At 58.3% G+C, this 20,566-nt stretch carries 20 protein-coding genes; 9 read left to right on the forward strand and 11 right to left on the reverse strand.

From position 1 onward, the window contains the following. Positions 1 to 107 precede the first annotated feature (107 nt). Positions 108 to 572, reverse strand: a complete 465-nt coding sequence (locus GHO42_RS01315) for a TIGR02444 family protein (protein WP_095000681.1) — start codon at positions 570 to 572, stop codon at positions 108 to 110. Between the two features lie 50 nt (positions 573 to 622). Here GHO42_RS01315 and GHO42_RS01320 point away from each other — a divergent pair, with 50 nt between their 5' ends. The 5 genes from GHO42_RS01320 (at position 623) to GHO42_RS01340 (ending at position 5,529) form a co-directional block, all read left to right on the forward strand. Beyond that, positions 623 to 2,533, forward strand: coding sequence for an ATP-binding cassette domain-containing protein (locus GHO42_RS01320; protein ID WP_095000682.1), 1,911 nt, complete (start codon positions 623 to 625; stop codon positions 2,531 to 2,533). Continuing rightward, positions 2,533 to 3,090, forward strand: a complete 558-nt coding sequence (locus tag GHO42_RS01325) for a mechanosensitive ion channel family protein (protein WP_095000683.1) — start codon at positions 2,533 to 2,535, stop codon at positions 3,088 to 3,090. The genes GHO42_RS01320 and GHO42_RS01325 overlap by 1 nt, the downstream gene beginning before the upstream one ends. 100 nt (positions 3,091 to 3,190) lie before the next feature. After that, positions 3,191 to 3,823, forward strand: coding sequence for a LysE family transporter (locus GHO42_RS01330; RefSeq protein WP_095000684.1), 633 nt, complete (start codon positions 3,191 to 3,193; stop codon positions 3,821 to 3,823). 121 nt (positions 3,824 to 3,944) lie between these two features. Further along, positions 3,945 to 4,634, forward strand: a complete 690-nt coding sequence (locus GHO42_RS01335) for a cysteine hydrolase family protein (protein ID WP_232527664.1) — start codon at positions 3,945 to 3,947, stop codon at positions 4,632 to 4,634. A 10-nt stretch (positions 4,635 to 4,644) separates the two neighbouring features. Then, positions 4,645 to 5,529 (forward strand): LysR family transcriptional regulator, encoded by an 885-nt coding sequence (locus GHO42_RS01340; RefSeq protein WP_095038700.1) that lies wholly within the window; start codon positions 4,645 to 4,647, stop codon positions 5,527 to 5,529. A gap of 38 nt (positions 5,530 to 5,567) precedes the next feature. Here GHO42_RS01340 and GHO42_RS01345 read toward each other — a convergent pair whose 3' ends face one another. From GHO42_RS01345 to GHO42_RS01360, 4 genes are read right to left on the reverse strand one after another with little or no spacing between them, the layout of a single operon-like run. Next, positions 5,568 to 6,314 (reverse strand): penicillin-binding protein activator LpoB, encoded by a 747-nt coding sequence (locus GHO42_RS01345; RefSeq protein WP_095038701.1) that lies wholly within the window; start codon positions 6,312 to 6,314, stop codon positions 5,568 to 5,570. Between the two features lie 3 nt (positions 6,315 to 6,317). Next, entirely contained in the window at positions 6,318 to 6,905 is a 588-nt protein-coding gene (gene lpoB / locus GHO42_RS01350; protein WP_153327184.1) for a penicillin-binding protein activator LpoB, read from the reverse strand. Positions 6,906 to 6,940: 35 nt separating this feature from the next. Continuing rightward, positions 6,941 to 7,312 carry a YcfL family protein gene (locus GHO42_RS01355; protein WP_095000688.1) on the reverse strand — a complete coding sequence of 124 codons (372 nt, stop codon included), beginning with the start codon at positions 7,310 to 7,312 and terminating at the stop codon, positions 6,941 to 6,943. A 10-nt stretch (positions 7,313 to 7,322) separates the two neighbouring features. Continuing rightward, complete coding sequence (locus GHO42_RS01360) at positions 7,323 to 8,720, reverse strand: COG3014 family protein (protein WP_095024229.1); 1,398 nt, start codon at positions 8,718 to 8,720, stop codon at positions 7,323 to 7,325. A gap of 372 nt (positions 8,721 to 9,092) precedes the next feature. Here GHO42_RS01360 and GHO42_RS01365 point away from each other — a divergent pair, with 372 nt between their 5' ends. Continuing rightward, a complete protein-coding gene (locus GHO42_RS01365) occupies positions 9,093 to 10,991 on the forward strand; it encodes a cytochrome c/FTR1 family iron permease (RefSeq protein ID WP_095020098.1) in 1,899 nt (632 codons plus the stop codon). Between the two features lie 53 nt (positions 10,992 to 11,044). After that, positions 11,045 to 11,497: a YaiI/YqxD family protein gene (locus GHO42_RS01370; protein WP_016783011.1), complete on the forward strand. Its 453-nt coding sequence runs from the start codon at positions 11,045 to 11,047 to the stop codon at positions 11,495 to 11,497. On the opposite strand, the gene elbB is transcribed toward GHO42_RS01370, so the two are convergent. Continuing rightward, positions 11,498 to 12,163: an isoprenoid biosynthesis glyoxalase ElbB gene (gene elbB, locus GHO42_RS01375; protein WP_095017800.1), complete on the reverse strand. Its 666-nt coding sequence runs from the start codon at positions 12,161 to 12,163 to the stop codon at positions 11,498 to 11,500. Between the two features lie 108 nt (positions 12,164 to 12,271). Between elbB and GHO42_RS01380 the strand changes: the two genes are divergently transcribed. Continuing rightward, complete coding sequence (locus GHO42_RS01380) at positions 12,272 to 13,510, forward strand: sterol desaturase family protein (RefSeq protein WP_150628911.1); 1,239 nt, start codon at positions 12,272 to 12,274, stop codon at positions 13,508 to 13,510. Here the strand turns inward: GHO42_RS01380 and GHO42_RS01385 are convergent. Next, positions 13,488 to 14,108, reverse strand: coding sequence for a DedA family protein (locus tag GHO42_RS01385; protein ID WP_086799407.1), 621 nt, complete (start codon positions 14,106 to 14,108; stop codon positions 13,488 to 13,490). The two genes, GHO42_RS01380 and GHO42_RS01385, sit on opposite strands and share 23 nt — an antisense overlap. Before the next feature lie 454 nt (positions 14,109 to 14,562). On the opposite strand from GHO42_RS01385, the gene ppk1 reads away from it, so the two are divergent. Then, positions 14,563 to 16,800, forward strand: coding sequence for a polyphosphate kinase 1 (gene ppk1 / locus GHO42_RS01390; protein ID WP_095000693.1), 2,238 nt, complete (start codon positions 14,563 to 14,565; stop codon positions 16,798 to 16,800). A gap of 61 nt (positions 16,801 to 16,861) precedes the next feature. On the opposite strand, the gene ppx is transcribed toward ppk1, so the two are convergent. From ppx to GHO42_RS01410, 4 genes are all read right to left on the reverse strand, one after another. After that, complete coding sequence (gene ppx, locus GHO42_RS01395; protein WP_095000694.1) at positions 16,862 to 18,364, reverse strand: exopolyphosphatase; 1,503 nt, start codon at positions 18,362 to 18,364, stop codon at positions 16,862 to 16,864. Between the two features lie 172 nt (positions 18,365 to 18,536). Continuing rightward, positions 18,537 to 19,262 (reverse strand): amino acid ABC transporter ATP-binding protein, encoded by a 726-nt coding sequence (locus GHO42_RS01400; RefSeq protein WP_095000695.1) that lies wholly within the window; start codon positions 19,260 to 19,262, stop codon positions 18,537 to 18,539. Then, a complete protein-coding gene (locus GHO42_RS01405; RefSeq protein WP_169916205.1) occupies positions 19,249 to 19,899 on the reverse strand; it encodes an amino acid ABC transporter permease in 651 nt (216 codons plus the stop codon). The genes GHO42_RS01400 and GHO42_RS01405 overlap by 14 nt, the downstream gene beginning before the upstream one ends. Then, the gene (locus tag GHO42_RS01410; RefSeq protein ID WP_095000697.1) at positions 19,896 to 20,561 is read right to left on the reverse strand and encodes an amino acid ABC transporter permease; all 666 of its coding nucleotides are present in this window, start codon (positions 20,559 to 20,561) and stop codon (positions 19,896 to 19,898) included. The genes GHO42_RS01405 and GHO42_RS01410 overlap by 4 nt, the downstream gene beginning before the upstream one ends. Between the last annotated feature and the right edge of the window lie 5 nt (positions 20,562 to 20,566).

Below are 20,566 nucleotides of genomic sequence, written 5' to 3' on the forward strand. Positions count from 1 at the left end.
GCTCCGGCCAAGCCCGCCGTGACGTCCGCCGCCGCGGCACCCGCTACAACCCCGGCGTCAACTCCGGTAACCGCTACAAACTCGGCTACGACCCCAGCCAGCGCTTCTTAAGCGCGATTGATTGCGACGCGCAGCGTATGCAGCGCGTCGCAATCAGGGTGACCGGCATCGACCGTCATCTTCTGCAGCCAGGCGCAGGTATCCTGCGATTGCGTTTTCGACCAGCCCTGAGTCACGGATTCCAGGCGCCGCAACAACATCCGTTCGGCCTCCAGCTCCAATGCCTTGACCTGCACGCGCAGCGTCGCCAGTGCATCGTCGTGCGCGGCTGCTTCGCGCCAGCGTGTTCGCAGTTGTCGCAACGGCTGAACCACTTCGTGCTGCCAGGGTCCGGCACAGGCATTCAGTTGCCCAAGGCGCGCCTTGTCGAAGGCCACGCCGCGCTCCTCAAGCCAGGCTGCACACAGCAGCACACACACATCCACACCCTGGTCCTGCAATTGCAGGCAGGCCTGCTCCACCCCAGGTCGGGCATAGAGGTTCAAACAGTAATTCCACAGGTCAGTCTGCATAGTGCAATTCGCGCCAGTTGAGAGGGAAGCTGGTAGACTCCGCCGCCATTATGATCCGACTTCAGAACCTGACTTTACAGCGTGGCCCGCAACGTCTGCTAGAAGACGCCGAGCTGACCCTGCACGCCGGCCACAAAGCCGGTCTGGTCGGCGCCAATGGCGCCGGTAAATCCACTTTGTTCGCCTTGCTGCTGGGTGAGTTGACGCCTGATTCCGGGGATTGTCTGCTCCCGGCCGACTGGCGGATCGCCCATATGCGCCAGGAAATCGACACCCTCGACCGCATTGCGATCGACTATGTGCTCGATGGCGACCAGCGATTGCGCCAGGTGCAGGCCGATCTGGCCAGGGCCGAAGCTGACGAGGACGGTGCTGCGCAAGCGCGCCTGCACTCCGAGCTGGACAGCGCCGACGGCTACACCGCCGATGCACGGGCGCGCAAAATGCTCGCCGGACTGGGCTTTACCAACGAACAGATGGATCGCCCGGTTGCCGATTTCTCCGGTGGCTGGCGGATGCGCCTGAACCTGGCTCAGGCCCTGATGTGCCCGTCGGATCTTTTGTTGCTCGATGAACCGACCAACCACCTGGATCTCGACGCCATTCTCTGGCTTGAAGACTTCCTCAAGAATTACCCTGGCACCTTGCTGCTGATCTCTCACGATCGGGACTTCCTGGATGCCGTGGTCGACAACATTGCCCACGTCGATCAGCGCAAAATCACCCTGTATCGCGGTGGTTACAGCGCATTTGAGCGTGCCCGTGCCGAACGTCTGGCCCAGCAGCAACAGGCCTACGAAAAGCAACAGGCGCAACGTGCGCACATGGAAAGCTATATCGCCCGCTTCAAGGCCCAGGCCACCAAGGCCCGTCAGGCGCAGAGCCGGATCAAGGCCCTTGAGCGTATGGAAGAGCTGAGCGCGGCCCATGTGGATTCGCCGTTCGACTTCGTGTTCCGCGAAGCGGTCAAGCTCTCCAGCCCGTTGCTCGACTTGTCCGATGCGCGCCTGGGTTATGGCGACAAAACCATCCTCGAGAAGGTCAAGCTGCAACTGGTTCCGGGCGCCCGTATTGGCTTGCTCGGGCCAAACGGCGCGGGTAAGTCGACCCTGATCAAAAACCTCGCAGGCGAGTTGGAGCCACTGTCGGGTCGGTTGGCCCGTGGCGAGAATCTGGTGGTTGGCTATTTTGCCCAACATCAGCTCGACTCACTGGATTCCAAGGCCAGCCCGTTGCTGCATATGCAGCGTCTGGCGCCGACCGAGCGCGAACAGACCCTGCGCGACTTCCTCGGTGGTTTCGACTTCCGGGGTGCGCGGATCGACGAGCCGGTACTGAACTTCTCCGGTGGCGAAAAAGCCCGCCTGGCGCTGGCATTGATAGCCTGGGGCCGCCCGAATCTGTTGTTGCTCGACGAACCGACCAACCACCTCGATCTGGAAATGCGTCTGGCGCTGACCATGGCTCTGCAAGAGTTCAGCGGCGCGGTGCTGGTGGTGTCCCACGATCGCCATCTGCTCAAGAGCACTACGGATGAGTTCCTGCTGGTTGCCGATGGCAAGGTTCAGGAGTTTGACGGCGACCTCGAAGACTACGCGCGCTGGCTGGCCGACTACCGTTTGCGCAATGCGCCGGTCAGCACCACGCTGGTCAACCCTGACAAGACCGATAAAAAGGCTCAACGTCAGGCCGCTGCAGCGTTGCGTCAGCAGCTGGCACCGCATAAACGCGAAGCTGACAAGCTTGAGAGCGAGCTGGGCAAGGTCAACGAAAAGCTGGCGAAAATCGAAACCAGCCTGGGCGACAGTGCCGTTTACGAAGCTGCGCGCAAAGATGAATTGCGTGATCTGCTGGCGGAACAGGCCAAGCTCAAAGTGCTCGAAAGCCAGCTGGAAGAGCGGTGGATGGAAGCGCTGGAATTGCTTGAGTCCATGCAAGCAGAACTGGAAGCCCTGTCCTGATGGAAGCCCTGCACTTGCCAGTGCCCGCCGAACTGATCGCACCGCTGTGGATCGGTGTGCAGATTTTGCTGATTCTGTTGGCGGGTTACTTCTCCCAACGTGTCGTGGCGCGCTTCCTGACGCGGCTGGGCGAGCGTTATCCGTTCCCGCCACAGCTGATGATGCCGCTGCGCGGCGGCTTGCGCTGGTTCATCATGGGCAGCGCAGTGATCGTCGTGCTGGAGCGTCTGGGGGTTTCGGCCACCGTGTTGTGGACGGCGCTGTCGGGCTTTGTGGCGGTGGCGGCGATTGCCTTCTTCGCCATGTGGAGCGTGCTTTCCAATCTGCTGTGTGCAGTGTTGATCTTTACTGTGGGGCCGTTTCGCATTGGCGACGTGGTGGAGTTGCTCGACACGCTGGACAAGCCCGGCGTCAAAGGTCGTGTGGTGGCCATCAATCTGCTTTACACCACGCTGATCGAGCCCGCTGAATCGGGCAGTGGTAGCAGCATGGTGCAAGTCCCCAACAGTCTGTTCTTCCAGCGCTCGGTACGCCGCTGGCGAGAAAGCGACCTGTAACGCTCCCGCAGAGTCAAAACTACCCTCAGAAATTTGTGGTCAATTTTCAACCAACGCATTAGCTTAAGGGACTTGTTACAGATCTTGTCCGAGGTGTGCGATGTCGTTGGAAACGTGGTTGGCCTTTTTTGCTGCCTGTTGGGTGATCAGCCTGTCCCCCGGCGCTGGCGCGATTGCTTCGATGTCGTGCGGTCTGCAGTATGGTTTCTGGCGCGGTTACTGGAATGCCCTGGGCCTGCAACTGGGCCTGGCGTTGCAAATCGCCATTGTCGCAGCCGGTGTCGGCGCCATCCTTGCAGCCTCGTCTACCGCTTTCTATGCCATCAAATGGTTCGGCGTGGCTTACCTTGTTTACCTCGCCGTCAAACAGTGGCGTGCCCTGCCGGCTGATCTGAGCGATGACGCCGCCGTGCGTCCCATCGGCAAGCCGCTGGCTCTCGTATTTCGCGGCTTTCTGGTCAACGTCAGCAACCCCAAGGCGCTGGTGTTCATGCTCGCGGTGCTGCCGCAGTTCGTAAACCCGGCAGCGCCGCTGGTGTCCCAATACCTGACGTTGGGCGTGACCATGATCTGCGTCGACCTGATCGTCATGGCCGGTTACACAGGGTTGGCGTCCAAGGTCCTGCGTCTGCTGCGTACGCCGCAACAACAGCGCCGGATGAACCGCACCTTTGCCGGTCTGTTTGTTGGCGCGGCGGGTTTTCTGGCGACGTTGCATCGCGCTACAAACTGAAATCTGTGCAAAAAGCGCATAAGTCATATGCGCGCCCTGGCGTTGTTGCGAGGTATCGGTCTTTTTAGACTTTTACCCTCCGTTGCATCATTCCAAACCAGAGGTTCATATGACTTTTACAATGCCCAAACTACTGTCCTCATTGCTCGCCTGTCTGAGTCTGGCGGCAACTTCAGCCATCGCGGCTGAGCCTGCCGTCAATCCCAACCCCACTATCCGTGCCATGTCTGGCGCTGTTCCGATTGATCGTCTTGACCCGGCCTCTACGGCTTTACTGGTGATTGATTTTCAGCAGGAGTACTTCACCGGCCGGTTGCCGATCCCGGACGGCCAGAAGGCACTCAACAAGGCTCGCGAGCTTATTGCATTCGCGGACAAGGCCAGGATTCCGGTTTATCAGATTCAGCATATCGCCCCGGCGGGCTCAGCGGTTTTTGCGCTGGACGGCGAAGGTGTGAAATTCCACCCGCAGATGCTGCCTCGCGCGGGTGATACGGTGTTGCAAAAAACCACCGTGAGCGTTTTTGGCAGCACTGAACTGGACCGCCTGCTGAAGGAAAAAGGCATCAAGACGGTAATTATTGCCGGCCTGATGACCCATGCCTGCGTGGCCGGCGGCGCTCGGGACGCTGCGCCGCTGGGGTACCAGGTCGTGGTAGCATCTGATGCTTCCGCTACCCGCAGTATTACCCGGGCAGACGGCTCGAGCATTGATGCAAATAGCCTGCACCGCGCAGCCCTGGCTTCAGTCGAAGACACCTTTGGCGACGTCATGACTACGGCGCAGATCGTTAAATTGCCTCTAAAGTGAAGCTCAATCGATGAATCAGTTGCTGGCCATGCGGGCGTTTTGCTGCATCGTCGAGAATCGTGGATTTTCGGCAGCAGCCGAGCAATGGGAAACCACGTCTTCGACATTGTCCCGGCATTTACAGCATCTGGAGGCACAACTCGGTGTGCGGTTGATCAACCGCACAACCCGGCACTTGAGCCTGACTGAGGCAGGGGAGCGCTATCACGCGGCCTGCCTCGACATTTTGCAGCGGCTCGACCAAGCGGCGTTGGCTGTTGCCGACGATGGCAGCGAACCGTCAGGGACTCTGCGTATCAGCGTGCCTTTGGTGATCGGGACGCTGGAGTTGGGCAATTGGTTGCCCGGGTTCCAGCAACGCTACCCCAAGATCCGGGTAGACCTGTCCTGCGAGGACCGTTTTGTTGATCTGGTGGCTGAGCGCTTCGACCTTGCACTGCGCATCAGCGGCCCCCTGGAAGACTCCTCGCTGGTGGCCAAGAAACTGACCGTATCCGATCTGATTCTGGTGGCTGCACCCGGTTATGTCAGTCGCCAAGGCTTGCCACGCCAGGTCGACGAGCTGGCCACCCATCAGTTACTCGGTTTTACGGGGAGCAATGAGTGGCGGTTGAATTCGGCGCGGGCTGATACCGTGGTGGTGGCGCTCAACGGACGTTTCAAAACCGACACCATTACCTCCCTCCACAGCGCCGCATTGGCCGGTCTGGGCATTGCCGCGTTCACACGGGCGACGGTGCAACAGAACTTGCAAAGCGGCCAGTTGGTACAGATTCTTCCCGACTACAACGCAGGCCAGCGTCATTACTTTGCCCTCTATCCGCACGCCCGCCTTCTGGCCCCCAAAGTGCGTGTTTTTGTCGAGTTCATGGCTCAGCATTACATGTCGGTCTGATCTCGGCTGTTGAGCGACAACTGGCTTGTGCTCAGGGCTCAGCGCAGAATCACCGCAGCTTCATCCTCGGGTAGTCTGTTGAGTGGTGCTGGCGCGCTCTTTGGCGGCTGAGGTGCAATGCCTGTCAGTTGCTCTTGTAGTTGCCGTACCACGTCCTCGCCAAGGGTTGCGGCTACGTCGCGTATAACCTGGGGCCGGTTAAGGGACACTCTGAGATCGTGGCGGTTTGTCAGTTTGATGTCCTCCCCTTTACCCATGGCAGTGAATGCTGAGGTGACCTCAAGGGTACGGGTGTTGATCAGGCTGAAGTCAGCAACCAGCGTCAACCCCAGTATCGCCGAATAACTCCTGGTATTGGCCAGTGCGTTGAGGTCCCGGGTGAAATCAATGTCAGACACCGTGCCAAACAGAACGTAGTCGGCGCCTTTGAAATGACCGGCCTTTATGCGCTTGATGACGTCATAAACATCCGTTTTGTCGCTGGCTTTGTAAGGCTTGGCCTGCACCAGTCGGAACAACCCGGATTTGAGAATCTTTCCTTTGATATCGCCACTGAAATTGCGCAACTCGTTTTGCTGGATGTAGCTGTTGCGGCTCTCGTACGTCTGGTAGCTCGCCGAGCCATTGGCGTGGTACGGGCCGGACTGAAAACGGTTACGTGCAGTGGTTGACTGGACGTATTGCTGTACGCGGGTCTCATAAGCCAGGTCGGTCACGGCTATTTTGGGGGCAGCTTGAACTTCCCAGATACAGAGCAGGCTGATAACGCATATCCAGATACGCATCGCTTAGCGCTCCGTTGTTTTGCGGATTTCTTTTTCGTCCATCCATTCCGCCAGGCCGCTTTCGAGATCGACCAGTTGCAGGTTGAATGTGTAGAAAACATCTTTGAAGTCCTTGCTGCGCTTCACAATCGAGGTGATGGAGCCTTCGAGGCGGTATTTGGCTGCGATCATGTTGCCGGTCTTGCTGATCGTCGTTTTTTTGTACAGGCCGCTTTGGTTTTGCAACTGAAGTTGGTCGACCTGGCTTTGCATGTCGGTGTTGTCGCTCGCAAAACGAACGGTGCCGGTTTTCATCAGTTGGGTTTTTATCGACGTGGTTATCTGGCGGGTATCGATGTACTCGCTGGTTTTGTTTTTCACATCGTAGACCTGTACCACCGGCATTCCCTGAAGAATGCCGGACTGAGCAAGGGAACGTGTCATGCTTTCGGCGATCATCTGCAGGTCAGTCGAGCCAAACTCATTGGTGATCAGTTCCACAGCCTTGGTGTCGCCATAAGTTATGTTTTTGCCGCCGATGACTGGCGAAGTGTTGGAACACCCGCTGATCAGAATCAGCATAAGGGCGAGTAATGAAGTGCGTGCAAGCATGGAATAGCTCTCCAGGTGTGACAAAGGCTACAGGCTCAGGGGGTTTTCACTTCCAAGCGGAAATCCCTGGCTTGAGGCACTGGTGCAATAGCAGGAATAAAAGTGTTTTGTTTGGCGTACAGGGTGATGGTTTTCCAGCCTTCTTCATTGGCAACGGGAAAACCGTCCTTGCCCAGCCAGGTAAATCGGTAATAAACCATTCGGTTGTGGCGGCTGGTGTTGGTCATCTGGGCGTTTACGGTCATGAAGCCATTTACACGCGCTACGCGGATCGCTCCGGCAGAGATATGTTTGAACTTGCCCATGACCGTAATCTTGCTTGCTGCACTGTTGGGTTGTGGAGGTGACGGTGTGGCGCAGCCGATCAGTAAAAACAGCGCCAGAGCGCCCGAGAGCAAATATCGCATCGTGGGTTCCTCAGGGTTTTTGTCGGCTTATGAAAGCCAGCGGGGGGGTGACGGGTGTAGTACTGCCAGCGGCGGCATGGTGGAAAACGCGATTACCGATCGTGCGTATCGTGATGACCTGATAGCCGCGTTCGGCCCTTATGCGTATCGGCGTACTGCCCGGGATGTCGGGCAGACTAATTTGATGCTCACCACGGTTGAGGCGTAAACGCACCACATATGTGTTGTCTGCCAGGGTGCGCCAGGTGCGCGTATCCGCGTCTTCCAGAACAGTCGAAGCAACTCCCAGAAGCAGGCCGGCCAGCGGGTTATCGTCATTGAGTTGTTTTTGTGCGACGCCTCGAGTGACAGCCCGCGCGCTGCTACGCAGGAGGATCCACGGCAGTTCATCGCGCAGGGCGCGACGCGACATGGTCGTGGTGGTGTTAAGCAAGGTGAGGGGATGAAGCTGGCCGTTGACGACGACATGGGTGAGGGGCGTATTGGGGGTGTAAGGCCTGATCACCGGAAATGACAGCGGCGTAATGACGAGGTTGTTGCTGATGGTTAATGGCAGTGGGAGACGTATTGAGTCTCGCGCCGGTGCAAAGCCATTTTGCAGCACTATCAGAACTTCGCTTTCATCGCTGCTGGTCTCTGGTTTGTCCAGGTTCAGCAGGTTTTGCTCGATCAGAGGTGTGTTGGGTCGCAGTTCTGCGGCCTTTCGATAGCCTGGTGCGGCAAGGCTTCGTTCTCCCAAAGCCTCGTAAACAAAGCCCGCCAAATAATGACTAAAGGCGCTCTGATAACTATTTTTCAGCTCCAGTACGTCGGGTGCATCAAGACTTTCCAGCGGGTAGCCACGCAGATCCTTGAGCCGGGCCCGTACTCCCCTGCGTTCTGCTTCCTGCTCACGTTTCAAGTATTCCTTGTCCCGAAGTTCAGTGATCAGGGCTTCGCGTTCATGGGTTTTTTTGATTTCCGTGCGGGCACCTTCGAAATCGTTAAGGTTCAACAGATTCAGAGCCATTTGCGTACTCAACCAGACTTTCTCGTAGTCATGGCCTTCATAGCGGCGGACTTTGTCGTTGACCAGAAAACTGGAGAACTGTGCGAGGTACCTGGCGGTATCGAGCCTGACCGACTCCTCCCAGGCATATATCAATTTGTCAGCGTTGCGCCATGCCTTCTGGCTTGCAGCAAGGTCGCCCTTTGCGCGCAATAACTCGCCTTTTTCCAGGTAGTAGAGAAGGTCTTTGTTCTGGCTGCTGTTGTTTTGTTCGAGCAGGACCAGTGCGCCATCGACATTGCCAGCCGACAACTGCTGGTTGGTGGCTTGCAGTTCGCTGTCATAACTACGAAATACCGAGCATCCAGTCAGTAAGGTGAGCACGCTCAAAATGAGAGCGTTAAGGGCGCGAGCGGTCATGGGTATGAGTGTCCCCGGGCGTATAAACCATAAATACTTGTCGATACCGCAGAGACCGGGCCCGAGTACGGGTGATCAGTTGTGGTGAAGGATCGGTATTTTTAGCAGCGTCGGCGGAGGGGAAATAGCCTTAATCAGGGCGTGATGGCTCTGTTTAATCACTTTGGGAAAATGCCTACATTTGTGGCGATAGTTAACCCACAAGCACTTGCAATAAAGGGGCGATCAATCTCCAAGGCTCGCTATGTTTAGCCAGTTCAATCGCAGAATTGCAATTCGCTGATTTACGGCGCGATCGCATACGAGGGCCTTGAGTCGGCAGCCAGTAACGGTAAACAATATGTTACTTCTCATTTCCATCCGGATTGATCGATGACCTCCCGCTCGCGTTTTTTGGCATGGCTATTGTTGCCCGTGCTCGCGTTGTGCAGCCTTGTTGCCTCTGCCAACACCCCGGAAGGCGCCTCACAAGCGCTGCACCTGATTGACTACATTGGTGCTGACTATCCGCCCACAGTTGAAAACGGCAAGGTTATTGATGAGACCGAATACCGCGAGCAACTCGAGTTTCTGGCCGTGCTCAAAGGCCTGCTCGCGGACTTGCCGCAACGCCCTGAGCGTGAGGAGCTGCTGCAAGGCGTGAACGCCCTGCAAAGCGCCATCGAACAGCGTGTAGACGGCACCGCCGTTGCGCATGAGGCACGTCAGTTGGGTGCCAAACTGGCGGTGGCCTACGAGGTCAGCCAGGCCCCCGCCATTACCCCTGACCCTACCCGTGGCGCACCCTTGTATGCCCAGCATTGCTCGGTGTGCCACGGTGAAACCGGCGCCGGTGACGGCCCTGCCAGTGTCGGTATGACGCCGCCGCCTGCGAACCTGCGTGACGCGCAGCGCCTGGACCGGCTGAGCCTCTACGCGATCTATAACACCCTTGGCCTGGGGGTTGAAGGCACCGATATGCCTTCGTTTGCTGATCAGCTGGACGAGCGTCAGCGCTGGGACCTGGCCACCTACATCGCCGGGCTGAGTGCCGACCCGAGTGCCAGCAAGGCAGACAAAACCTACAACCTGGCGGACCTTGCCCGTCAAACCCCGAATGAAGTGCTGGCGGCTGAAGGCCCCGAGGCGACCGCAACGTTCCGTGCCCAACGGGCGCAGCCGCCGCAAGTCAAACGCGGCCCGGCGCAGCTGCTCGACTACACCAGCGCCACCCTGGATAAAAGCCTTGCGGCTTACCGCACCGGTGACCGTGAGCAAGCCTACGACCTGTCGGTGGCGGCTTATCTGGAAGGTTTTGAACTCGTTGAAAGCTCGCTGGATAACGTTGACGCCAATGTGCGCAAAAACACTGAAAAAGCCCTGATGGCCTATCGGCAATCGCTGCAGGACGGCTTGCCGATCGAGCAGGTCGAGCAGCGACTGGAGGCTGCCAAAGTCTTGCTCAAGGAATCTGCCGGGCTGTTGGGCAGCGATGGCCTGAGCTGGACTTTGAGCTATATCTCCGGCCTGCTGATTTTGCTGCGTGAAGGCCTGGAAGCAATTCTGGTGCTGGCCGCGATTCTGGCTTTCCTGCGCAATACCGGCCAGCAATCGGCGGTGCGCAGTGTCAACGTCGGCTGGGGTCTGGCCCTGGTGGCCGGGCTGGCGACCTGGGCGCTGGCGGCCTATGTGATTGACGTCAGCGGTGCCCAGCGTGAACTGCTGGAAGGTTGTACTGCGCTGTTCGCCAGCGTCATGGTGCTGTGGCTGGGCGTATGGATGCACGACCGTCGTCACGCCGCCGCGTGGCAGGATTACATCAAGAGCAGCCTGGTCAGCGGTGGCGGTCGTTTTGGCTTCGCGATACTGGCGTTCTTTTCGGTGTACCGCGAACTGTTCGAAGTGATCCTGTTCTACGAAACCCTGTGGCTGCAAGCCGGTCCGGCGGGCCACAACGCGGTACTGGCGGGCGGCGCCACGGCACTGGTCTTGCTGATGGGCCTGGCGTGGATCATCCTGCGTGGCTCGGCCAAATTGCCATTGGCGCTGTTTTTCAGCATCAACGCGGCTTTGCTCTGCGCCCTGTCGGTGGTATTCGCCGGGCATGGCGTGAAAGCGCTGCAAGAGGCGGGCATCTTTGGCACGCGGCCTGTCGCGTTCTTCGACTTCGACTGGCTGGGTATTCATGCAGATGCGTACTCGCTGAGTGCGCAGGCCGTAGCCATTTTGGCAATTATCGTGTTGTACGGCCGAAGCAAACTGGCGGAAAAGCGTCGGGTGCAGGCTTCTTAAATCCTTATACACCTCCCCTCAGTGGGAGCGGCAACACTCAGGAGCAATTCTCTATGCGTGTCTGGATCGACGCAGACGCCTGCCCCAAGGCGGCAAAGGATCAGGTCATCAAGTTCGCTCTCAAGCGTCAGTTTGAGGTGGTGCTGGTGGCAGGGCAGAGCCAGATCAAACCGACCTACGCCCTGGTCAAACTGATTGTGGTGCCCAGCGGCCCGGATGCGGCGGATGATTATCTGGTGGAGCACGCCGTGCCCGGCGAACTGGTGATTTGCAGCGATGTGCCGTTGGCCGACCGGCTGGTCAAAAAGGGCGTTGCCGCGCTGGACCCGCGCGGCAAGGAGTTTGACCCGCAAAACATGGGCGAGCGCCTGGCGGTGCGTAATCTGTTTACCGATCTGCGCGAGCAAGGCCAGGTCAGCGGCGGGCAGGGTGCCTATGGCGAACGCGACAAGCAGGCGTTCGCCAATGCCCTGGACCGTATCCTGACCCGGCTGGCACGGGGTTGATCAGTTTTTTTGCGTCAGCTCAAGCACGCGGTCAACCATCTTGTTGATCCCTGACGCTGCTTCGCTGATGGATTTGGCGAGCATATAGGCCGGGGTGCTGACCAGCTTGCGGGCCTTGTCCTCGACAATTTCCGACACTTCACACTCTTGGTGGGTGCCACCCATTTTGGTGACGGCTGCAGCGGTATCTGCGTCGGTGCCGATGGTGCAGATCACGCCTGGGCCATAAATCTTGGCGGCAATGGCAGGTGAGATGCACATCAGGCCAATCGGTTTGCCAGCTTCGGCAAAGGCTTCGGCCAGGCTCAGCACATCAGCCTGAACCGAGCACGCAGCACCATCGGTGGCAAAGCTGGAGAGGTTTTTGGCGGCACCAAACCCGCCCGGTATGATCAGGGCGTCAAAATCCTCGACCTTGGCCTCACGAACATCCTTGATCTCGCCCCGGGCAATCCGCGCTGACTCCACCAGTACGTTGCGTGACTCGGGCATTGGCTCGCCGGTCAGGTGGTTGATGACATGCAGTTGTGCAATGTCGGGGGCAAAGCACTGTACTTTGGCGCCGCGCTGGTCCAGGCGTAGCAGGGTGATCACGCTTTCGTGGATCTCGGCGCCGTCATAGACGCCGCAGCCGGAAAGAATCACGGCAACTTTTTTAGTGGTCATGTCGATCTCCTTGTTCATGGCATTAATGTCGCCTGATTTGGCGCTTGATGCCATAGGGTTTCGCAGCAAGTGCGCCTACGCTTGATGGAATACCGCTCGGGGTGTGCCATGAAGCTGATTCTGTATGCCGTACCGTTTTTCTTTGTGCTGATTGCTGTCGAGCTGCTGGCCGACCGCTGGCGCGCAATGCACACCTATCGCCTGGCTGACACTATCAGCAGCCTGAGCGCCGGTGTGCTGTCGACCACCACCGGTTTGCTGACCAAAGGCGTGGGGCTGATCACCTACGCGCTGGCACTGAAATATCTGGCGCTGCTGCAATTGCCCGAAGACAGCCTGTGGGTGTGGCTGTTTGCGTTTGTCTTCTACGATTTTTGCTACTACTGGCACCACCGCCTGGGGCATGAGCGCAACGTGCTCTGGGCCGCGCATTCGGTGCATCATCAGAGCGAAGACTACAACCTGTCCACCGCCCTGCGCCAAACCAGCACCGGGTTTGTGCTTGGTTGGGTCTTTTACCTGCCAATGGCGGTGCTGGGTGTGCCGCTGCCGGTATTTGTCACCGTGGCCACCGTCAACCTGCTCTATCAGTTCTGGGTCCATACCCGCCATGTGCCCAAGCTGGGCTGGTTCGAGTGGTTGTTTGTGACACCTTCCAATCATCGGGCTCACCATGCGCAGAATGCTCTGTATATGGATCGCAATTACGGTGGAGTGTTCATTGTCTGGGACCGTTTGTTCGGCACTTTTCAGGAAGAAGACGACGCCGAACCGGTGATTTTCGGCGTGACCACGCCGCTGCAAAGCTGGAATCCGCTGTGGGCCAACTGGCAGTTCTATGGCCAGTTGCTGGCTGATGCGCAGCGCACCGAGCGCTGGCGGGACAAGCTGAGGATCTGGTTTATGCCCACGGGCTGGCGTCCGGCGGATGTAGCGGCGAAGTACCCGATAAACAAGCCGGACCTGAGCCGGTTTGTAAAATTCGAGGTGCCACTGGCACGGCGCCAACAGGTGTATATCGCGGCGCAATTTGCAGTTTATCTGGCGCTGGGCAGTTATTTGCTGAATCTGGGCGAGACGTTGTCGCCCCAGGCGCTGATGCTGGGCTGGGGGTATATGGCGTTGGGGCTGTTTGTGCTGGGGGCAGGTCTGGAGAACCGGCCCTGGGCGCTGAAACTTGAGTGGCTGCGCCTGGCGCTCAACCTGCCACTGGTCTGGCTGGCCCCTGTGGCCGGTCTGTGGCCGGCCAGCGCATTGGGCTGGGTCGGCCTGTCCAGTTACACCCTGTTGAGCGTGATGGGGCTCTACGTGTGCAGAAACCGTATCACTCGGCTGGCGGGTTGCTGACTTCGGCGTTGCTCTTGTTTTTCTCTTCAAGAGCGGTCTGTCTGGCCAGGCGTGCATTCTTGAAGCGGCGGCGGGCCCACAGGCACAGGCCGATCAGGAGCAGGGCACCGAGCACCCACAGCTCATATTTCTTGACGTTGCCCAGCAAGCCTTCGAGCACGGCGCCAAAGTGATAGGCGGCGGTAGCCAGGGCAATGGCCCAGATGGCCGCACCAATGCCGTTGAGCAGCAAATAGCGGCCCGGAGGGTAGCCTGACAGGCCGATTGCCACGGGCATGACGGTACGCAGGCCGTAGACGAAGCGGAAACTCAGGACCCAGATATCCGGGTGCCTGCGAATGTGCTCCAGCGCCTTGTCGCCCATAAGTTGCCAGCGCGGTTTGCGCGCCAACAGTTTGCGGCCGTGCTTGCGCCCCAGGAAGTACCACAGCTGATCTCCGGCATAACTGCCGAGGAATGCCACGATCATGACCAGTTTGAGGTCCATGTATCCGCGGAACGCCAAGAAGCCTGCGAGAACCAGAATGGTCTCACCTTCAAAGAACGTCCCTAGAAACAGGGCGAAGTAGCCGAATTCTTGAAGAAATTGTTGGAGCATTGTCTGGATGCTGGCGAAATGAACGCGCAGCCTACGCCTTAAGGGACGTTCGGGAAAGTATCGAAATGTGACTTTGCGTTAACAAGTCCTACAAATCATGTGTATTTGACCTACATCATTAGCGTTGTCATCTAGTGTTCATGGCGAAGCGTTATAACCATGCGCGCAGGTGATTATTGCTTCGAACCTGTGGGAGCTGGCATGACTGCGATGGGGTTGACTCAGTCAATCTGAAACTCTGCGGTGTTTGAATCGCGAGCAAGCCCGCTCCCGCAGTGTCTGCGTCGGTTGCCCAGGAAACAATTTCGACAAATCGGCCTCTAACCAGTCTCTGGCCCGCATAAAGCGCCCGGGAGCGGTTTAAACCCACAGGCGTTGATGGCATTCTGACAACTTGACTGCTGGTGTCGCTTAACTGTTACGAGAGTCAAACCCGCTCTTACAGGAACATTCAATGAATACCGAAGGACTTGCTGAAATCGTTGCCACTGAAGCTCAGCCGATTGTTGAGCCAGTCCCTGAAACCCCGCCTGAACAGCAAGCCCATGCGCCTGCTGCGGCCGAGTCGCACGCGGCGGTGCATCCGGCGATTGCCGTTCCTGGCCTTGATGACAGCAGCCTGTACATCCATCGTGAGTTGTCGCAATTACAGTTCAACATTCGCGTATTGGAACAAGCGCTGGATGAGTCCTATCCGCTGCTTGAACGCTTGAAGTTTCTGCTGATTTTTTCCAGCAACCTGGATGAGTTTTTCGAAATTCGTGTCGCAGGCCTGAAAAAACAAATCACCTTCGCCCGTGAGCAGGCCGGTGCCGATGGCTTGCAGCCGCATCAGGCGCTGGCCCGCATCAGCGAACTGGTCCACGGCCATGTGGATCGCCAGTACGCGATCCTCAACGACATTCTGTTGCCCGAGCTTGAAAAGCATCAGGTGCGCTTTATCCGTCGCCGGCACTGGAACACCAAGATCAAGGCGTGGGTACGCAAGTTCTTCCGCGACGAAATCGCGCCGATCATCACGCCGATTGGCCTGGACCCGACGCACCCGTTCCCGTTGCTGGTGAACAAGAGCCTGAACTTTATCGTCGAGCTGGAAGGCATCGATGCCTTTGGTCGTGATTCAGGCCTGGCGATCATCCCGGCACCGCGTCTGTTGCCACGCGTGATCAAATTGCCTGAAGACGTGGGTGGGGCAGGCGACAACTATGTGTTCCTGTCGTCGATGATTCACGCCCACGCCGATGACCTGTTTCAAGGCATGAAGGTGAAAGGCTGCTACCAGTTCCGCCTGACCCGTAACGCCGATCTGGCGGTTGATACCGAAGATGTTGAAGACCTGGCCCGTGCGCTGCGTGGCGAGTTGTTCTCGCGTCGATACGGCGATGCCGTACGCCTGGAAGTGGCCGACACATGCCCCAAGCACCTATCCGACTACCTGCTCAAGCAGTTCAGCCTGCATGAGACCGAGTTGTATCAGGTCAATGGTCCGGTCAACCTGACACGCCTTTTCAGCATCACCAGCCTCGACAGCCACCCTGAGCTGCAATACACGCCGTTTACCCCGGCGATTCCCAAGCTGTTGCAGAACAGCGAGAACATTTTTAGCGTGGTCAGCAAACAGGACATCTTGCTGCTGCACCCGTTTGAGTCGTTTACTCCGGTCGTCGACTTGCTTCGCCAGGCTGCCAAGGATCCGCATGTGCTGGCCGTACGCCAGACCCTGTACCGCAGCGGCGCCAACTCGGAAATCGTTGATGCGCTGGTTGATGCGGCGCGTAACGGTAAAGAAGTAACCGCGGTGATCGAGCTGCGTGCGCGCTTTGACGAAGAGTCCAACCTGCAACTGGCCAGTCGCCTGCAAGCTGCCGGTGCGGTAGTGATCTATGGCGTAGTCGGTTTCAAGACCCACGCCAAGATGATGCTGATTCTGCGCCGTGAGGCGGGGGAGATCGTGCGTTACGCGCATCTGGGTACCGGCAACTACCACGCCGGCAACGCCAAGCTTTACACCGACTACAGCTTGCTGACCTCCGACGACGCGCTGTGTGAAGACGTCGGCAAGTTGTTCAGCCAGTTGATCGGCATGGGCAAGACGCTGCGCATGAAAAAACTGCTGCATGCGCCTTTCACTTTGAAAAAGGGCATGCTGGACATGATTGCCCGTGAGACCCAGTTCGCTGTTGAAGGCAAACCGGCGCATATCATCGCCAAGTTCAACTCGCTGACCGATCCGAAAATCATCCGTGCGCTGTACAAGGCCAGTCAGTCCGGCGTGCGTATTGATCTGGTGGTACGCGGGATGTGCTGCCTGCGTCCCGGGATTGCCGGCGTTTCGCACAATATTCATGTGCGTTCGATCATCGGGCGCTTCCTGGAGCACACACGGGTGTTCTACTTCCTCAATGGCGGCGAGGAGCAGATGTTCCTGTCGAGTGCCGATTGGATGGAGCGCAATCTCGATAAGCGTGTTGAGACGTGCTTCCCGGTCGAGGGTAAAAAGCTGATTCTGCGGGTCAAGAAGGAGCTTGAGTGCTATCTGACGGACAACACCCACAGCTGGAGCCTTCAGTCGGACGGGCGGTATATCCGCAATACGCCAACGGGCAACCAGAACCCGCGCAGTGCGCAAGCCACGCTGCTTGAGCGTCTGAGCCTGCCGGTACTGGCCGTGAGTACCGGGCCATCGGTATAACGCTGTAACGACTGTGGGAGCGAGCCTGCTCGCTCCCACAGTTGGTTTGAGTTGTGCCCGGTCAGGAAACCGTCAGCACAATTCCGACCCGGGTCAGCCATTGCGCTTCTTGTTCGAAGTCAGCCTGGGTCAGCGGGTTCTGTTCCAGCCAGCCGTCGGGGAAGATGACGTCCAGGTGATCGCCCTCGGCGCGCAGCTTCACCTGCGAGGCTTCCTGGTTGCCACGGATGTGGTAGAACAGGATCGCAAAGCGCAACAGCACGCACAGGCGAATCAGCTTGATGCCGTCTTCGCCAAATTCGGCGAACTTGTCTTTAGGAATGTTGCGACGATGGCCGCGCACCAGCAGCGCGAGCATTTGCTGGTCTTCGCGTGAGAAACCAGCCAGGTCGGAGTGCTCTATCAAGTAGGCGCCGTGCTTGTGGTAATGATAGTGGGCAATGTCCAGCCCGACTTCATGCACCTTGGCCGCCCAGCTCAGCAGTTCACGCCATACACCGTCCTTGAGGCCCCACGACTTGGCCACTTGATCGAAGGCGCGCAGCGCCTTGCGTTCAACCCGTGCCGCTTGCTCGCGATCGACATGGTAACGGTCCATCAGCGAGCTGAGGGTGCGCTCACGCACGTCTTCGTGGTGATGGCGGCCCAGAAGGTCGTACAGCACGCCTTCGCGCAGGGCGCCGTCACAGTGATCCATACGTTGCAGTTCAAGGGCGTCGAAGATTGCTTCAAGAATCGCCAGCCCGGCCGGGAAGATGGCGCGACGGTCGGGCTTGATGCCTTCGAAGTCGATCTTGTCCGCGTCGCCCAGCTTGAACAGCTTGCGCTTGAGCCAGGACAGGCCTTCGGCGTTTACTTCGCCGTTACCATGACCGCCCGCCTTGAGCGCCAGGCCAATGGCCCGAATGGTACCCGAAGAGCCGATGGCCTCATCCCAGGTCAGGCGGTGCAGGGCGTGCTCGATGCTCATGATTTCGAGACGCGCAGCCGTGTAGGCCTGGGCGTAGCGTGCCGGGGTGATCTTGCCGTCGCGGAAATAGCGCTGGGTAAAGCTGACGCAGCCCATTTGCAGGCTTTCGCGTAGCAGGGGCTCAAAACGCTGGCCAATGATGAACTCGGTACTGCCGCCGCCGATGTCGGCCACCAGGCGTTTGCCCGGCGTGTCGGCGAGGGTGTGGGACACACCCAGGTAGATCAGGCGCGCTTCTTCACGACCGGAAATCACTTCAACGGTGTGACCCAGGATCTCTTCGGCACGCACGATAAACTCGTTGCGGTTGCGCGCCTCGCGCAATGCGTTGGTTCCCACAATACGCACGGCACCCAACGGCATACCGTTGATCAGTTGGGCGAAACGCTTGAGGCAATCGAGCCCGCGCTGCATGGATTCTTCGCTGAGCTTGCGTTCTTCGTCGATGCCGGCAGCTAACTGCACCTTGTCACCAAGACGCTCAAGTATGCGGATTTCGCCGTTCTGGGCCTTGGCCACCACCATGTGAAAGCTGTTAGAACCCAGATCAATGGCGGCGATCAGGGACGGATTCCTTGCTTGGGATTGGGGCATGGTTGAGGGGTCTCGGTCGATAACCCGGCCATCGTGCCACGATCAAAGGCTCGCGCCAACGCGTGATATCACCTGCCTTGATGTGGAGCACGAAAGCAATGAGGTTAGCTGTTATCCGAGGCCTCGTGTTTTCAGGCTCTACGATTCCCGTAGCCTCGTACCTCGTCAGTGACTACAACGTTCCGATGAAATTCGCCAGTTCCGGGGTTTGCGGGTTGGCGAACAGCACTTTGGGGTCACCCACTTCATGCACCTTGCCCTGGTGCATAAACACCAGTTTGTCGCCAACTTCACGGGCAAAACGCATCTCGTGGGTGACCATGATCAGCGTCATGCCTTCACGGGCCAGCTGACGCACCACGCTGAGCACTTCATTGACCAGCTCCGGGTCGAGGGCCGAGGTGATCTCATCACACAACAGCACCTTGGGTGACATGGCCAAAGCCCGGGCAATCGCCACCCGCTGCTGTTGACCGCCCGACAGGCGCTCCGGGAAGGCGTCGAACTTGTCGCCCAGCCCCACCCGTTCCAGCATCTGGCGCGCCAGTTCGGCGGCCTTGGCTTTGGGCACCTTTTGCACCACTTGCGGGGCCAGCATGACGTTTTCGCCCACGCTCAGGTGCGGGAACAGATTGAACTGCTGAAACACCATGCCGACCTTCTGGCGCAGGCTTCGCAAGTCTGCGCGGGCGGCATCCAGGTATTCGTCATCGACCTCAATCACCCCGTCGTTAATGGACTCCAGCCCGTTCAGGGTTCTGAGCAAGGTACTCTTGCCCGAGCCGCTGCGGCCAATGATAGCGACCACCTGGCCCTGTTCGACCGTCAGGTCGATGCCTTTGAGCACGTGGTGGTCGCCGTAGTATTTATGCAGGGCGGTAACTCTAAGCAGAGGCATGCAGTCTCCTTTCCAGATAGCGCGCACTGAGCGACAGGGGGTAGCACAAGAGGAAGTAACCCAGAGCCACCAGGCCATAGACCATGAAAGGCTCGAAGGTGGCATTGGCCAGCATGCTGCCGGTCTTGGTCAATTCGGTGAATCCAATAATCGAGGTCACGGCAGTGCCTTTGATGACCTGCACCGAAAAGCCGACGGTCGGCGCGATGGCGACCCGCAAGGCTTGCGGCAGGATCACGTAGCGCAATTGCTCCAGCGGGCTGAGTGCCAGGCTGGCCGAGGCCTCCCACTGGCCGTGGGCAATCGACTCGACGCAGCCGCGCCAGATCTCGGCCAGGTAGGCACTGGTGAACAATGTCAGCGCCAGGGCCGCGGCCATCCACGGCGAAATATCGATGCCCAGCAGGGCAATGCCAAAGAAGATCAAAAACAGCTGCATCAGCAGGGGCGTACCCTGGAACAGCTCTATATAACCGCGCGCCAGAGTGCGGGCGAAGCGGCTTTTGGAAATGCGCATCAGCAACACCAGCAAGCCGATAAAGCCGCCGCCGATAAACGCAACAAGAGACAGGGCGACTGTCCACTGCAAACCCGTCAGCAAGTTACGCACGATGTCCCAGAACGTGAAATCCATCAGCGACTCCTGCTCAGGTAGCGGCGGCCGAACCAGTTCAGTAACTGGCGGATCAACAAGGCCATGCACAGGTAAATCAGAGTGGTCAGGACGTAGGTTTCGAAGCTGCGAAAATTGCGTGACTGAATGAAATTGGCAAAAAAGCTCAGCTCTTCAGTGGCAATTTGCGAGCAGACCGCCGAGCCGAGCATCACGATGATGATCTGGCTGCTCAGGGCTGGCCAAACCTTGGCCAGCGCCGGTTGCAGGACCACATGGCGGAACGCCTCGAATCGGCTCATGGCCAGTGCAGATGCTGCTTCCAGCTGGCCTTTGGGGATCGCCTGAATACCTGCGCGGATAATTTCCGTGGAATAGGCACCCAGGTTGATCACCATCGCCAGCACCGCGGCCTGCCACTCGCTGATATGCACACCCAGGCCCGGCAAGCCGAAAAAGATAAAAAATAGCTGCACCAGAAACGGCGTGTTGCGGATCAACTCGACATACAACCCGAACAACGCAGCGAAAGGTCGAATATTCCACGCCCGGACCACGGCGCCGACAATCCCCAGGCTGACGCCGAATACTGTGCCGATCGCTGTCAGTTCAAGGGTAAACAGGGCGCCGCGTAATAACAGGTCGCTGTTTTGCAGCACCGGTAAAAAGTCGAACTGATAAGCCATGATTG

This window comes from Pseudomonas sp. FSL R10-0056 (genome assembly GCF_009600105.1).
GTDB lineage: Bacteria > Pseudomonadota > Gammaproteobacteria > Pseudomonadales > Pseudomonadaceae > Aquipseudomonas > Aquipseudomonas bubulae.